We start from the raw sequence: 16,336 nt of genomic DNA on the forward strand, positions 1-16,336 counted from the left end.
TGCAGGTACGCACCATGAAACGACATGATCCGCCGATAATCACTTCATTGCTGGATACGGATGCGTATAAACTGCATATGCAGCAAGCGGTTTACCACCATTACCGTGATGTCTCGGTCACTGCCGGGTTTCGTTGTCGCGGGGACGACGTGCCAGGCCATTACGCCGGCGAGTTACGTCAGCAGATAGAGCAGATGCAATCACTGGCGCTCAGTGAAACTGAATATCTCTACCTGGCCGGTTTACCCTTCTTTACTGCAGACTATCTGCAATGGCTGAAAACCTTCCGCTTCAAACCTGAGCAGGTGGATGTCCGTAACCAGCACGGCAAACTCAGCATTACCTTAAGCGGCCCCTGGGTTGAAGTCATTCTTTGGGAAATCCCGTTGCTGGCAATGATAAGCGAGCTTGTACACCGGGATAAAACACCGTTCATTGGCGTGGATCAGGCCCTGAGCACTCTGGACGAAAAACTCAGTGCCTTCCGTCGGGCCTCGGCCGGTATCGATACCTCACGCTTCAGACTGATGGATTTTGGTACGCGCCGGCGCTATTCGCGTCAGGTTCAGCACGCGGTCGTGGAAACCCTTCAGCAGGAAGTCCCCTGGCTTTCAGGGACCAGTAACTATGATCTCGCCAGGCGCCTGAATATTTCTCCGGTCGGTACACAGGCACACGAATGGTTCCAGGCCCATCAGCAGATCAGCCCCGAGCTAGCCATTAGCCAGCGGGTCGCTTTACAGGCCTGGCTGGAGGAATACCCTGACCAGCTGGGTATTGCATTGACGGATTGTATTACTACGGATGCCTTCCTGCGCGATTTCGACCTGAATTTTGCCAGCCGCTATCAGGGTCTCCGTCACGATTCAGGTGAACCGGTCGAATGGGGTGAAAAAGTGATCGCCCATTACAGAAAACTGGGAATTGACCCGCAAACCAAAACTCTGGTGTTCTCTGATAACTTAACCCTGGATAAAGCGCTGGCACTTTACCGGTATTTCGATCCCAAAGTCAGGGTCGCCTTCGGTATTGGAACCCGTCTGACCTGTGACATCCGGGGCGTATCACCGCTTAATATCGTGATTAAGCTGTTAAGCTGTAACGGTAAACCGGTGGCTAAATTATCAGACAGTCCGGGCAAAACGATTTGCCATGACCCATCATTTGTCAAAGCGCTTCAGAAAGCCTTTGAGCTCCCCCCGGTCAGACAGGCCAGCTAATGATAACCCCGGGCGAACGAACTCTCTCCTTCCTTCGCCATGAAATCTGATAGCTGAGCGTAATTTTTCTTGTTTCCTGTGAACTCACAAGTAACATATCCGTCATCCCCGCCAGGGGCATTTATAAACATTATTGAATAGAGAGATAATTATGAGCGTAGTGCCTGTAGTGGACGTACTGCAAGGCCGGGTTGCTGTTGACAGTGAAGTCACAGTACGCGGTTGGGTCCGTACCCGTAGAGATTCCAAAGCCGGTCTTTCTTTTATCGCCATTTATGACGGTTCCTGCTTTAATCCTGTTCAGGCTGTTGTTAATAATTCGCTTAATAATTATCAGGACGAAGTATTACACCTGACCACCGGCTGTTCTGTCATTGTCACCGGTAAAGTCGTGGAATCCCCGGGACAGGGGCAGGCCTTTGAAATTGTTGCCACTGCCATTGAAGTCACCGGGTGGGTGGAAGATCCGGACAGCTATCCGATGGCAGCAAAACGTCACAGCATCGAATATCTCCGTGAAGTGGCGCACCTTCGCCCGCGTACCAATCTGATCGGTGCGGTCGCCCGTGTACGTCATACCCTGGCACAGGCTATCCATCGTTTCTTTCACGAGCAGGGATACTTCTGGGTATCAACGCCGCTGATCACCGCTTCGGATACTGAAGGTGCCGGTGAAATGTTCCGCGTGTCGACGCTGGACCTTGAAAACCTGCCACGTACCGATAAAGGCCAGGTGGATTTTAGTGAAGATTTCTTTGGTAAAGAATCTTTCCTGACAGTCTCCGGTCAGCTGAACGGCGAAACCTATGCCTGTGCTCTGTCAAAAATTTATACTTTCGGCCCGACGTTCCGTGCAGAAAACTCAAATACCAGCCGTCACCTGGCTGAGTTCTGGATGATCGAACCGGAAATTGCCTTTGCTTCTCTGGATGATGCCGCAGGCCTGGCAGAAGCCATGCTGAAATATGCTTTTAAAGCCGTCCTTGCAGAACGTGCTGACGATATGGCTTTCTTTGCAGAACGTGTCGATAAAGAAGCTATCGAGCGACTGGAGAAGTTTGTTTCAGCCGATTTTGCACAAATTGATTATACCGATGCTATCGATATTCTGTTAAAGAGCGGTCAGAAATTCGAAAACCCTGTCTCCTGGGGTATCGATCTTTCATCCGAACATGAACGCTTCCTGGCAGAAAAACATTTCTGTGCGCCAGTGGTCGTGAAAAACTATCCGAAAGACATCAAAGCCTTTTATATGCGTCTGAACGATGACGGAAAAACCGTGGCGGCAATGGATGTCCTGGCGCCAGGCATTGGTGAAATCATCGGTGGTTCACAACGTGAGGAGCGTCTGGATGTCTTCGATACTCGTCTGGAAGAAATGGGGCTGAATAAAGAAGATTACTGGTGGTATCGCGATCTGCGTCGCTACGGTACGGTTCCGCATTCAGGATTTGGTTTAGGCTTCGAACGTTTAATCGCCTATGTCACCGGTGTACAAAATGTAAGAGATGTTATCCCTTTCCCGCGGACTCCACGTAACGCCAATTTCTAAATGTCAATTAATCAATAACAATTTCATATAGATAATAAAGCCGGCAAATGCCGGCTTTATTACTTTATGAAATATTGATTCATCTCATAAAGTTCCCCGTTTTTTACATTCAGAAACACATATTTTCTATTTGAAACCAGAACTATGGTTTTGTAGCATATTCGCGCTAGAAATAGCACCGTATGAATGGAAAGATGCCTCAGACACATAAGGACACCAAACTTCATCAATGGTTTCGTAAAGAATTATTGACAGAAGTGAGAGTAGTCTCTAATAAACTCCAACGAGGGTAATAAATGATGAAGCGCAACATTTTAGCAGTTATGATCCCGGCTCTGTTAGTTGCAGGCGCAGCTAATGCCGCAGAAATTTATAATAAAGACGGCAACACGGTGGATCTGTACGGTAAAGTCGACGGAGTGCACTACTTTTCAAAAGATACCGGTAACGATGGCGACCAATCTTATGCCCGCCTGGGTTTCAAAGGTGAAAGTCAGATCAACAACTGGCTGACCGGTTATGGCCAGTGGGAATACGCCCTGCCAGCAAATAACTCAGAAGGTAGTGACGCGAATACCGGTGTTCATACCCGTCTGGGCTTTGCCGGTCTGAAAGCAGGTCAGTATGGTTCATTCGACTACGGTCGTAACTACGCTGTCGCATACGACGTTCTGGGCTGGACCGATATGCTGCCAGAATTCGGTGGTGATTTCGGTTACACCGACACCATGACCGGTCGTGCTACCGGTGTTGCGACCTACCGTAACACCAACTTCTTTGGTCTGGTTGATGGCTGGGATTTCGCCGTTCAGTACCAGGGCAAAAACGACCGTTCAGAAGTTCAGCGTGCTAACGGTGACGGCTACGGTATCTCTACCAGCTATACCTCTCCAATCGGCGTAGCAGTAACAGGTGCATTCTCTTCTCAGGACCGTACCGCTAAGCAAAATGCAGCCGCTCTGGGTAAAGGCGACCGCGCTCAGGTGTGGGCGACCGGCCTGAAGTATGATGCAAACAACGTTTACCTGGCAGCAACCTATGCTGAAGGCCTGAACGCAACACCTGTCTCAGGTACAATTAACGGTAATTCAGTCTCCGGTTTCGCTGACAAAACTCAGGATATTGAGCTGGTTGCTCAGTATCAGTTCGATTTCGGTCTGCGTCCTTCTCTGGCATACGTCCAGACTAAAGGTAAAGACATCGGGAACCTTGGCGATGTCGACCTGGTTAAATACATTGAAGTGGGTGCGACTTACTACTTCAACAAAAACATGTCTACCTATGTTGATTACAAAATCAACCAGCTGAATGACAACAACAAACTGGGTCTGGCGACTGACAACATCGCTGCTGTAGGTCTGGTTTACCAGTTCTAATCCATGCCGGTTTAGTCCTGAAACGGGGTCTTCTGACCCCGTTTTCTTTTTTTAGCCCCTGTTATTCTCCCCCGTTTGATCCGTCCGCAACTCCCCTGCGATTTCTGAGCCCGGCTCATTGTAAAACTTTGATCCCCCGCGGATAAAATTCCCAAACAACTGTTGGCAATTTCCGTCTATCGGGATAACCTTGGATTTACGCGCAAACGTTTATATTTATCAATCGGATCTCACTCATGTTTGAATCAATTTCTGCTGCACCTGCCGACCCTATTCTGGGACTGGCCGATCTTTTCCGGGCGGATAACCGGCCTGACAAAATTAATCTGGGTATCGGTGTTTATAAAGATGAGACCAGCAAAACCACTATTCTGACCAGTGTAAAAAAAGCTGAGCAATTCCTGCTGGAAAATGAAACGACGAAAAGCTATCTCAGTATTGATGGCTATCCGGAATTTGCCCGACTGACTCAGGAGCTGTTGTTCGGCAAAGAGAACCCGATTATCACCGAAAAGCGTGCCTGCACGGCGCAGACACCGGGAGGCACCGGAGCACTGCGCGTGGCGGCTGACTTCCTGACCCGCCAGACTAACGTTAAACGTATCTGGGTAAGCAACCCAAGCTGGCCAAACCACAAAAGTATTTTCACTGCCAGCGGGCTGGAAGTCTGTCATTATGATTACTATGACGCGGCAACCCACCAGCTGGACTTCCCGGCCATGCTGAATTCTCTGGAACAGGCCGTTGCCGGCGATGTCGTCCTGTTCCACGGATGCTGTCATAACCCTACCGGGATTGACCCGACGCCGGAGCAATGGCAGCAGCTGGCAGATCTGTCTGTTTCCCGTGGCTGGTTACCTTTATTCGATTTTGCCTATCAGGGGTTCGGACGCGGACTGGATGAAGATGCTGAGGGGCTGCGTATCTTTGCCAGGCAGCACAAAGAGCTTATGGTGTGCAGTTCCTATTCCAAAAACTTCGGACTGTATAACGAACGTGTAGGTGCTTTCACGCTGGTGGCAGAAAATGCAGATATCGCTACTGCCGCATTCAGCCAGGTGAAGTTTGCAATTCGTGCAAACTATTCTAACCCGCCGTCACACGGTGCGGCGGTGGTCGCGACGATCCTGGGTGACGATACCCTGAGAACACTGTGGGAACAGGAATTATCGGACATGCGTCAGCGTATTCAGCGTATGCGTCAGCTGTTTGTGAATACCCTGACAGAGAAAGGCGCGAGTAAGGACTTCGGGTTTATTCATCAGCAAAGTGGTATGTTCTCTTATAGCGGACTGACCACTGAACAGGTACACCGCCTGCGCAATGACTATGCTATCTATGCCGTTGACTCAGGTCGCATCAATATTGCCGGAATGACGCCTGATAATATGTCCGTACTCTGTGAATCAATTATCGCCGTGTTGTAATTGATCTCTGTGCATGAAAAAAGCCATCCCGACGGATGGCTTTTTTGTGGGGCATTTTCCGAAACAGTCAGCGCTGGCGCGGGAATTCACTGTAAAAACGGATTAGTGATACGTTCTATCCCCAGCGTGGATGACGGCCCATGCCCGGGGATAAAAGTAATGTTATCCCCTAAGGGTAAAAGTTTTTCTCCTATCGAAGTCATTAACTGCTGATGATCGCCCTGTGGAAAATCACTTCGGCCCACCCCGCCTTTGAAAATCACATCTCCGGAAAATAACAGTTTATTTTTCCGGTCGAGGAAGACGATATGTCCGGGGGTATGACCGGGACAATGTAATATATCAAAGGTAACCTGCCCTAAAGAGAGCGTTTCTCCTTCCTCCAGCCACTGGTCGGGCTGCAAAGGCGCGCAATAAGGGAAACCAAACATCTGACTCTGCTGTGGTAAAGCATCCAGCAGAAATTTATCCCGTAACTGAGGGCCGATAACCGGAATGCCGTAAAATACGGCCAGTTCGGCGGCAGCCCCGACATGATCAAGATGACCGTGGGTCAGCAGAATTTTTTCCGGAGTGCGTTGCAGATCGCTGAGGGCCTTTTTTATCACTTCGGCATCCCCGCCGGGATCGATAAGTGCAGTATTCCCCTGTTCTCCACACCAGACGACGGAACAATTCTGGGAAAACGCCGTGACGGGAATAAGGGTGTAATTCAACTGACTCAATACCTGAACCTCTTTTTCTGAGACACCGGTTACTGCCAGTGTCTGACCGGCCCGGTATCGATATGAACAAAATTACTTTTCGGATAGTAGCCTACCCCACCGGCACGCATTTTCAGGGCTGCAGAACGTACCATCGCCAGCTGCACACCTTCAATATGAAAGTCCATTGCCTGGCCCAGCGTATGGTAACTGTGTTTTGCCACTCCGCTACCGGACGCACGTAATTTGTTATTGGTCGCCAGCGATCGGTAGCCGGAGATCAGCTGAACCGGTTTCCGGGTGCCCAGCATAACCTGTAACCGGTAGAGCTGGTCAAATAAATGCGGATCAATATCCTTTACCTTATTCGCCCGATAATCACGGAAAAAATGATTCAGGCGGGTCAGTTCGCTCTGATTATAGGTTTCACCATTGAAAAACTCGGTTTTCAGCGTTTCACCGGTATGCATATTACTCAGCGTGAGTATACGGGGGCGGGTTGCCGATAATGATGCTTCTGCCAGGCCAGGCAGTAACGCCAACCCGGCGACGGCACAACCCGACAATAGAATTTTTCTGCGTTGGGGATCAAATTTATCCATGGTGATCTATAACCTGAGTGACAGCGGGACAATAAACAGACGGTGGCACATTAACCAGATGTCTCAGTCACGTCAATACAGACCTTTTGAATATCAACGCCAGCCCGCAGATAAAGAAGGAAACTGTCATCCTGCTGGCTGGCAGAGGATGACTGCGCTTTCTTTCTCAGGTTAAAGGATCAATTTCTCTGCCGGGCCGATACTGCTTTGTCCCTGGCGAACCAGATTATCGTAATTATAGATATCAGTGCGGAATCGCGGCTGCCCGTCTTCACCCACCCAGGCCGTCAGATAATACAGATTGACCGGAATACGATGACGGATAGCCAGATAGCGGCTATTTCCCTCCTGCAGGGCACTGGCTATCCGGCTGCTGTCCCAGCCCACATTTTTCAGCAGGATCCCTGCCAGTTCAGCCGCCTTATTAATACGAACACAACCGGAGCTAAGCGCCCTGATATCACGCTGGAACAGCATATGATTCGGTGTGTCATGTAAATAGATGGCATCAGAACTTGGCATATTGAATTTATAACGGCCGAGAGCATTCTGTGGTCCCGGCGCCTGACGTACCCGGTAAGGGAATGTCGCCGGATCCACCGTTGCCCAGTTAATGCTGGCCGGATTAATCACCTGAGCATCTGCACTCCAGCCGGATAATAATGTGAAGCCATGTTTCATCAGATAATCCGGATCACTCTTGGCTTTCGGGACAATATCGCCCCGGACCAGACTGGTCGGTACATTCCATGGCGGATTCAGCACAACATCATTCAGTGCGCTGCGCATCAATGGCGTTTTTTTATCCGGACGTCCGACGATCACCCGTGAACTGAGGATCGTTTTTCCATCCTCATAGTAAGTCATGGAAAAATTAGGGATGTTCACCATGATGCCATTGTGCATATCATCAGGCAGGAGTCTCAGACGCTGGATATTTAATGCCAGTAAACCCGCACGCATCCGTGGCGTGACGTTTAACCATTCACGGGTCCTGGGCCCGATGACACCATCGGATGCCAGGCCCTGCCACTGCTGGAAACGTTTCACCGCATCCACCAGCTCAGGACTGTAAACATCCTCCGGGTTCACCGCCGTTGTCAGTGCAGATGACGTGGTCCCCGTGTCCGCCGGGGAATTAGCCTGTGCAGGCGGCGTGCCCGCAAGGGTTTTACCCGGCAGTAAGGCACTTTGACTGCCTGCCGATGTCGTCGACGCTACCGGTTGCTGCTGAGCAGGCGTATCCGCCGACGGATGTACCGGGGCCGACACCGGCGCATTCGCACTGAGCATACCACTACGGATTAAAATCGTGCGTAGTGTCGGGATCTCCGGACTGCTTTCACCCGGTCTGATAGAAATACGATTGGTCAGATACGGCCATTGCTGATTTTCTGACAATAACTTTTTCAGTGCTGCCTGCATCGGCAGATACTCAGGATGACGAGGCATCAGAGAATCGATAAACACCCGCTCATTACGGGTGGTTATAGAGGTTTGCCAGCGGGCAATATCACCGGATGGCGGTAATGAGAGACTATAAGGTGTATCCCCGTAAAGCCAGCTTTCCCCTTTCACCGGGGCGCCGGCAGCAAACTGCAAATATCCCAGCATCGCATCTGATAACAGGACATCACGTTCCATACCGGTGATATCACTGCGTGAAAGCCAGCTGACCCACTGACCGAACTGTGGCTGAACACCGGATAAGGCAACTTCAGCAAGCTGCTGCTGAAATTTTTCTACCGCTACCGGATCCTGCCACATCGGCTGCATATGCCGGGCCTGATAAAGAGAGGCTAATGTGGATGAATAATAAAGATGAACGCCGGCAGGTAACGCCGCGATGACCGCATGAAAATTGTGTCGCACCGGTGCGGAATGTTCACCGGACGTATGCACCGGATGGCCGGAAAGTGTCTGCGCAGCAAACAGCGATGTTACCGGTGCCAGCATCAGTGAAAAACCACACAATATCGTTACAGGCCGTAATTTAAGACCATTATTCAACATCCCTGCCCCCTTATGTCTTATCGTAATAATTACATTAGCCCGGATTTTTCTTCTTTACACGAATAAGCAGCACTAAAACAATAAAACGGTATTTGCTGAAAAACAAATACCGTTTTATGTCATTTATTTACCGGACTTTCGATACTCAGTGTTGAGGTCCCGGGTCGCCCGATGATGCACTTACGGAAGGCTCGGGAACAAATCCCCGCAAGCCGACAACATGAACGTGCTCGGTGTTATTCACCACTTTACGAACCAGTTTATACGTGGTGCCTTTCTCCGGACTGATATTTTCCGGTGCGGCGATCACCAGCTGCATATCCAGACGTTCGCACAGCTCGAACAGAGTAGCTATCGAGCGGCCATCCAGTCGGGCTGCTTCATCCAGGAACAGCAAGCGGCAAGGGGAAATATCCTTACCACGCAGACGACGGGACTCTTCTTCCCAGCTCTGCACCACCATTACCAGGATGGACATCCCGGTACCGATAGCTTCCCCGGTGGACAGCGCACCGCTTTCTGCACGTAGCCAGCCATCTGATCCACGGTTCACCTCAACTTCCATTTCCAGATAGTTACGGTAATCCAACAGTTCTTCACCAATCACCTGCGGTGTCCGTTGTCCCATATCAATCTGCGGGTTCAGACGCTGATACAGTTTGGCCAGTGCTTCTGAGAAAGTCAGACGCTGGCTGTTAAACAAATCCTGGTGCTGTTCATGATCATTCGCCAGCGTTTCCAGTAATACGGAGTGAGCTTCACGCACATTCACGTTCAGGCGCACACTGTTGACCTGACCAAAACTGACGCCCTGTAGCCCCTGGTTGAGCTGACGGATACGGTTCTGCTCACGCTGGATGGTTTTACGCAGAATATTTGCCGCACTCCGTGAGCTGATCGCCAGATGCTTCTCACGGGCTGTCAGTTCTTCTGTCAGACGGTTCAGTTCAATTTCCATCTGCTCAATGGCTTCCACCGGGTCATCGGTACGGATGATATCCTGTCGGATACGCTCACGCAGATGCTGGTAAACCGCGATAAAGAAACGGATCTTACGTTCAGGGTATTTCGGATCTTCAGATAACCTCAGTACATCGCGCAGATGTTCATTATCCGCTACCGCCAGACGTAACGCCCCCAGCGCCTTATCCGACATAGAACGTAATTCATCACCGCCCAGATAGGCCAGTTCTCGGCGATGCAGGCGGCGCTCGATACCGTTATCCTTCACCAGACGCATCACAGTGCACCATCCGGCCTTCGCTCGTACGACCTGTTCACGCTGCTGAGCATAATCCCGCTCAAGTTTACGCAGGCGCTTCTGCAGTGCATCCATCTCTGCTTCACAGAAAGAAATCTGCTTTTCAAGCTGATTACTGCGGGTGCGGTTACGGCTCAGTGACTCATAAAGCTCATCACGGCGTGATTTTGCCCGTTCTTCTGCACGTACATCTGCAGTCACACCGATCGCCTGCATTTCAAGGTGCAGCTCTTTCAGCATGTCCTGTTTCGCTTCGTAAGAACTTTTGAGCGATGCCAGCACCTGAGTATATTGGGTCAGCATCGCCTGATGCTCACGCAGCCTTTCGCGGGCATGCGCTCGTTCACCTTCTGCCTGTTCCAGTTGCTTACGCAGTTTATTACTCAGATCACTGTTGCCGTCCACCATGCTGCCGGAATCAGAGTAGCTAAAGTGAGCGCGGCGCTGAATAACTTCGGTCAGTGCGAACGACTGCTGACTGTATTCACGCTGCTTTCGTTGTGCGGTCTGATAATCGGCCTGCAGTTGTTCGTGCTGCTGCGGATCGTTTTGCAGCACCGATAACATTGACTCAAGTTTGTTAATCCGTACACCGTGCTGATGCAGGAACCGGGAAGCTTCCTGCGCTTCTTCCACCTGCTCGCGGATCTCTTCATAACGATCTGCCAGCGTTTCGTCCATCAACAGGCTGACCCGCGGAAGAAGCCGGTTAAGTTTTGCCACCCCGTCTTTCGCCGATTCATACTGCTGACGCTGCTGAACCGTCTCACTTTCATGCTGACTCAGTGCGCGTTCAACATCCAGACGACGTGCATTCAGTTCGCGGATCTGCTGTTCCGGATCCTGCTCAAAGGCAATGGCCAGATGGCTGCCGATAAAGCGGCTGAACGACTGATGTAACCGCTGAGTTTTCTGAACATCAAACGACAACGTTGCATAGGTTTCAGCCAGCTTATCCCGCTCGTTGTACAATAGTTCCAGCTGATTTTCGCGCGCAGCCCGGCCAAAAAGCGGAACTTTCGGGAAACGGGAATAACGCCATTGACGGTCGGCCACTTTCACAATGACAGCGCCGTCAAGCTCATCCGCGCTGAAGACACTGTCATCAAATGATTGCGGATCCCCTTCGATAAGGTACAAATCTTCCGGACAATCTTCGAGTCCGTCCAGTTGTTCCTGGATCAGCGAGAGATCAGGGACGACAATCGCATGACGGGATGGCCCGTAGAGTGCCGAAAAGTACGGCGCATCATCCAGGGTAACATCGTCATAGATTTCAGAAAGCAACACACCGCCGAAACGTTCAGCCAGCTGTGTCAGTCGGGCATCTTCTGCACCGCCTGGCTGGCTAAGGCGCTCAATTTGTTGTTCCGCGTCACGCTTACGGGCAGCAATGGCATCACGTTCGACCGTCGTTTCACGCTCTTTCTCCAGCAGTTGCTGCATGTAACCGGTCACCTGCTGACTGCTGGTCAGCGCCTGGCCGGTCTGCTCGCTGAGCTGAGTCAGAATTTCCTGAGCGGCCAGCCAGTGTGGTGCTTTGCTGGTCAGTAACGTGATCTTTTCACGGATCTGGCTCAGCGTCTGACGCAAGGTCAGACGGTGTTCTCCGGCGTCAGCCACCCGGTCGGACAGAGATTCAATCTGCGCTTCCAGTTCGCGGTGCAGGCCTTCCAGAGCATCGGCATCGTACTGACGCCCCTGACTTTTACAAAATTCAGCCAGTAAACGCTCCGCGTCATGCTGTTCGCGTAAACGTTGCTCCAGTTCAGAAAGGCGTAACCGCAGGGAAGATAATTCATCGGCATAATGGCGCTGATTCGCGGCGTCGCGAATGATTTCACGACCGGTTTGCCAGGCTTCATGACGCCCGACCGGGCCGGCAATTTGATTGACCAGTGCCAGTGCCTGCTCGAACTGACTATGCGCCGCATCAGCAACACTCAGTTTCTGTTCCAGCGTCAGTAACAGCTCTGTCGCTTCTTCTTCTCTGGCGCTGAAGCGCTGCTGCCACTCTTCGGCATTCTCCAGGGAAAGATCGGAAATTCCGCACAGCTCACGGGCACGCTGCAATGCCTGAATGGCTTGCTGGTACTGGATCGCACGGGTTTGCTGAACATCCAGGGCCTGCTGGAAATCCGCTAACTGGCTCTTCAGCTCATCCACTTCCAGTTCAGCATCTTCTGCGCGCTGCTGGTTATCTTCATGGATCTCTTCGGCTTCAGCCACCACTTCCTGCTGTTCTTCCAGGCGATAACTGAGTTCCTCCAGTTCGCCTTCATAGCGCGTGATCTTTTCCTGCTGACGAACAGCCGTCTGAACCAGGTTGAGATGATCACTGGCGGCCTGATATTCCGCTTCAGATTCTTTCTCTGAGCCGGACAGTTCGGCAAGTTCACGCGCCATTTCCACATGACGGTACTGCCCGCTTGCCAGTTCCTGACGGCCGGTAAATAACTCATTACGCAGTAACAGCGCACCATCGAGATGGGTACGTCGCTCATTGGCATGACGCATATAATCGGCGGCCACATAATCGGTCGCTTCAGTGATCAGGTGTTTAAACAAATTACGATCAGACTGAGTCACCCGTATAGCTTCGAGCGTCATCCTGTTTTCACGTAATGCGGCTTCCATGTCCTGGAAAGCCTTACGCACACCACCGTTTTCAGGTAACAGATAATCACGTAGTGAGCGGGTGATGGCACTGGAAATACCGCCATATAACGAGGCTTCAAGCAGACGATAGAATTTACTGCGGTCACCCTGGGTGCGCAGACGGCGGGCAACGATACCTTGCTCGAACATCATGCTGTGATAGTCGGTCACCGAGTTATACTGACGGAAGGTGATCTCTTCCTGCAATTCCAGGCGCTCTTTCACTTCGTTCAGCGACAATACTTTTGCCTGGCGTGAGTTAACCACCTCGGTCAGCAACTCTGTCGGGTTTAACTCTGGCGGCACATCGTGCAGGCTGAAAGGCCGGATATCGACTTTCTTATCACGACCGGTCACCTGCTGCAGGCGCACGCCGGCAATGACCCGCTGCCCGCGTGAGTTGCTCACATCCAGGATGGAATAGCAGACACCGGCCCGCAGTTTTCCGTGCAGGCCTTTATCACGGGAGCCACTGGTGGCCCCCGCTTCGGTGGTATTACGGAAGTGCAGCAGGGTCAGGTCCGGAATTAACGCGGTCACAAATGCTGCCATAGTGGTGGATTTACCTGCACCATTACCGCCGGATAACGTGGTTACCATATTATCGAGATCAAAGGTACGGGCAAAAAAACCGTTCCAGTTAATCAATGTCAGCGATCGAAACTTTCCACGTTCAATCATTCCTCGTCATCCTCCCCGCGTTCTGCGGAATCTTCACTGAACTGCTCATTTTCTGCCTCCGTGCTGCTTACCGGAACGTCTGCTGTCTCCGTCTTCTCCAGAGATACGGCTTCACCGTCACGGATTAAACGCAATTGGGCTTCACGGGGTTCATCACCGCTGCGAACTTCAGCACCAAAGCGGAACACTGACTCCATAATGCGAAATTTAGAGTTGTCACTCCCCATGAACCAGACCATTCCCAACCGGCGGAGGCGGTTCAGGGAAGCCCTGACCTTCTCCTGCAGTCGCGTACGATCCAGATCAGACCCGGTCGACCGCTGGTTCACAAAGCGAAGCAGTTTGCTTTCATCTGCCAGTGCCAGCAACTCATCGTAAAGTTCCTGCTGGGTAAAAATACCCTCATTCGCCAACCGTTCCGGGCTCAGGTAGAGGTAGCACAAAATTTTACCGACCATCATATCCAGCTCAGACAACACTGAGCGGGCAATCAGGGTGGTAGAGCGCGGACGCAGATAGAAAAAACCTTCCGGGGCACGGACTAATTCCACGTGGTACCGGGCATAAAATTCTTCCAGTTCTGCCTGAAAATCCATCAGGAAGGCATGATTATCTAATTCTTCGAATCCGATATGACGCCCGGCCCGTAACTGGCTATCCAGCGCGGGAAAAACCGGGTTTGCCAGTGCCTGTGCCAGCTTAAGCGGCATCACTTGTTCAATATTTGTCAATGACATGTGCCTGCACCTTGGCTCCGTAATCATTAATAGACTGCCACTGCGCAGGTAACCCTGCTAAGTCGGCTTCAGAAACGCCCAGACTGACTGCCTGATCGATAATAATTCTGGCTAAATCAAAATGTCGCGCCCGTGGATACTGAGCCAGATAGTCCCGCATAACGGTCGCCAGATTCAGCGGTATCGCCTGTTCCTTGTAGACACGTAAGGCTTCTTCAATCATGGCTATCAGTTGTTCCCTGATCTCATTGAACTCTTCAAATTCAAGTTCATTCGGCAGTTCGCCGGTAACTTCATCATTGCGTAAGATCAGTTCATCTTCACGGGTATCAAATAAACGATCGGCGCTGGCATAGCTCAGCCCCCATGGCGCATCAAAATAGCCTTGTATCGATTGTCTGAGTCGCTGGGCAAATACGCGATTTTTGTCCATATCAATCGCCGTACGAATAAATTTATGAACGTGCCGATCATATCCAATCCAGAGATCGATCGCCTGCTGACCCCAACTGGTGATACGGTCCAGTTTGTTTTGCAGATCAAACACCAGTTTATCCACAAAACCCAGATCCGGGCTGTTCAGCGTCGCATCCTGGATCCGCAACAGGTTTGCTTGTAACTTATCGCCCGCAGCTTCCAGCGTATCCTGCAATTCGCGCAGAATACCGGAGGTTTCAGACAACAGGAGTTCACAACTGGATATGGCCGCCCGCCAGTCTTTATTCAGCAATGCCGCAATATCTTCCTTTACGCCCTGCTGCTGTTCATCCATCGAGCGCTGTGTCAGATCAATACTGTCAAAGATTTCCGCAACAGAGTATTTCAGCGGAGCAAAAACATTCCTATGCCAGTGGAATTCATCCCCATTTTCTTCTGCCGCATCCGCAGCCCGTTTGAGTTCATTGGCGACGATAGAGAGCTGCATCGACAATCGTAACGTTGAAAACTCACGTTGCCGGATATAATAGTCAGTAATACCGATACCCAGTGGGGTCAGACGGTAAATTGCGTGGCCGTCTGCCTGTTCGCTGGTGAAACGGTTTAACAGCCGCTGGCGGACCATGTCATTAATAGCGTTATTCGCTCTGGCCTGAACGGTTTCTTTGGTTTGTTCAAAGGCTTTACTGACATGACGGAAACCGTCGATCAGTTCGCCTTCGCTCAACTCACCATCCATCCGTTCGCCATTTAATGTCGCGATTGTCAGCAGGAAAGCCAGACGCTCCGTAGGCAGCGAAATTGAAAAATCGCTTTTACGGGCCCAGGAGACCAGTTCCGGGATCGTCTGGGAGAAATCACTCATAATTGATCCTTCTGCAGTGGTTTGCGCGCAGTGACGTGAATATAGCGCCCCAGACTCAGGAAAGGTTCCTGCCGACTGAAGCGTCTTTCCATTTCAAGGATCCCGTCAAAGCCATTAGCACTGGGGGGCATATCACGAATAAAATCACTGAACACACGGATCCCTGCCCGTTGTTCAATAATAAATCCGCATTCGGTTAACCAGTGATACACCTGTACGGGGTCACGGGGATAGTCCGGAGAGAGTGTCCGTTTTTTACGTTTTTTCATATCTGCCCGTAAATAGCCAAAATTCCCCAATGTCAGGTTCTGCATCACCAGACCATTCTGGTTATAAAACATCAGCGATAACACCCCGCCGGGGGTCAGCGCATCATAGATTGCCTTCAGCGCCGTTTCGGGTTCAGCAACCCATTCAAGTACAGCATGAAACAATACCAGATCCGCAGGTTTATCCAAATGGTCTGCAATATCCTGTACCCGCATTTGTTTAAAAACCATGTTACCGCTAACGCCCAGATGCTGAGCATTTTCTTCTGCCCGCTCCAGCATCTTTCCGGACACGTCCCCCAGCAGGACATGGTGACCGCTGGCGGCCAGTCCGCTGGAGATTTGTCCCATCCCGCCCCCGGCATCGACTATCGACAACGGGCCCGCAGGAAGGGTCGGTAAAATCTCATCGAGTTCATCGCGAAGAATTGCCTGGCGGATCTGCCCTTTCGCAGTGCCATAAATATTTTGAGAAAACTTCTCCGCAAGATCATCGAAATTACGATCCTTCATGACAAAAGCTCCGGATGGGT

General features: G+C 51.1%; 11 protein-coding genes. 4 read left to right on the top strand and 7 right to left on the bottom strand.

Going from position 1 to position 16,336, the window contains the following annotated elements:
• Positions 1–14 precede the first annotated feature (14 nt).
• The 4 genes from pncB (at position 15) to CG67_RS10135 (ending at position 5,575) form a co-directional block, all read left to right on the top strand.
• Positions 15–1,220 carry a nicotinate phosphoribosyltransferase gene (gene pncB / locus CG67_RS10120; RefSeq protein WP_025902831.1) on the top strand — a complete coding sequence of 402 codons (1,206 nt, stop codon included), beginning with the start codon at positions 15–17 and terminating at the stop codon, positions 1,218–1,220.
• A 151-nt stretch (positions 1,221–1,371) separates the two neighbouring features.
• Complete coding sequence (gene asnS, locus CG67_RS10125) at positions 1,372–2,772, top strand: asparagine--tRNA ligase (protein ID WP_025902832.1); 1,401 nt, start codon at positions 1,372–1,374, stop codon at positions 2,770–2,772.
• A 296-nt stretch (positions 2,773–3,068) separates the two neighbouring features.
• On the top strand, positions 3,069–4,148 hold the full coding sequence (gene ompC / locus CG67_RS10130; RefSeq protein WP_025902833.1) for a porin OmpC: 1,080 nt from the start codon (positions 3,069–3,071) through the stop codon (positions 4,146–4,148).
• Positions 4,149–4,384: 236 nt separating this feature from the next.
• Positions 4,385–5,575 carry an amino acid aminotransferase gene (locus CG67_RS10135; RefSeq protein ID WP_025902834.1) on the top strand — a complete coding sequence of 397 codons (1,191 nt, stop codon included), beginning with the start codon at positions 4,385–4,387 and terminating at the stop codon, positions 5,573–5,575.
• Between the two features lie 86 nt (positions 5,576–5,661).
• Here the strand turns inward: CG67_RS10135 and CG67_RS10140 are convergent, their stop codons facing one another.
• The 7 genes from CG67_RS10140 to cmoM all read right to left on the bottom strand — a co-directional run bounded on the left by CG67_RS10140 (position 5,662) and on the right by cmoM (position 16,316).
• On the bottom strand, positions 5,662–6,291 hold the full coding sequence (locus tag CG67_RS10140; protein WP_025902835.1) for an MBL fold metallo-hydrolase: 630 nt from the start codon (positions 6,289–6,291) through the stop codon (positions 5,662–5,664).
• 38 nt (positions 6,292–6,329) lie between these two features.
• On the bottom strand, positions 6,330–6,881 hold the full coding sequence (locus tag CG67_RS10145) for a YcbK family protein (protein WP_025902836.1): 552 nt from the start codon (positions 6,879–6,881) through the stop codon (positions 6,330–6,332).
• Between the two features lie 171 nt (positions 6,882–7,052).
• A complete protein-coding gene (gene ldtD, locus CG67_RS10150) occupies positions 7,053–8,894 on the bottom strand; it encodes a L,D-transpeptidase (RefSeq protein WP_025902837.1) in 1,842 nt (613 codons plus the stop codon).
• 145 nt (positions 8,895–9,039) lie between these two features.
• The gene (gene mukB, locus CG67_RS10155; protein WP_025902838.1) at positions 9,040–13,494 is read right to left on the bottom strand and encodes a chromosome partition protein MukB; all 4,455 of its coding nucleotides are present in this window, start codon (positions 13,492–13,494) and stop codon (positions 9,040–9,042) included.
• Positions 13,491–14,231, bottom strand: coding sequence for a chromosome partition protein MukE (gene mukE / locus CG67_RS10160; protein ID WP_025902839.1), 741 nt, complete (start codon positions 14,229–14,231; stop codon positions 13,491–13,493). Before mukE ends, mukB begins: the two co-directional genes overlap by 4 nt.
• Positions 14,212–15,534: a chromosome partition protein MukF gene (gene mukF / locus CG67_RS10165; protein ID WP_025902840.1), complete on the bottom strand. Its 1,323-nt coding sequence runs from the start codon at positions 15,532–15,534 to the stop codon at positions 14,212–14,214. Before mukF ends, mukE begins: the two co-directional genes overlap by 20 nt.
• On the bottom strand, positions 15,531–16,316 hold the full coding sequence (cmoM, locus tag CG67_RS10170) for a tRNA uridine 5-oxyacetic acid(34) methyltransferase CmoM (protein WP_025902841.1): 786 nt from the start codon (positions 16,314–16,316) through the stop codon (positions 15,531–15,533). The genes mukF and cmoM overlap by 4 nt, the downstream gene beginning before the upstream one ends.
• Positions 16,317–16,336: the final 20 nt, after the last annotated feature.

Source organism: Tatumella sp. UCD-D_suzukii, from assembly GCF_000611875.2.
In the GTDB taxonomy this organism is placed as follows: domain Bacteria; phylum Pseudomonadota; class Gammaproteobacteria; order Enterobacterales; family Enterobacteriaceae; genus Tatumella; species Tatumella ptyseos.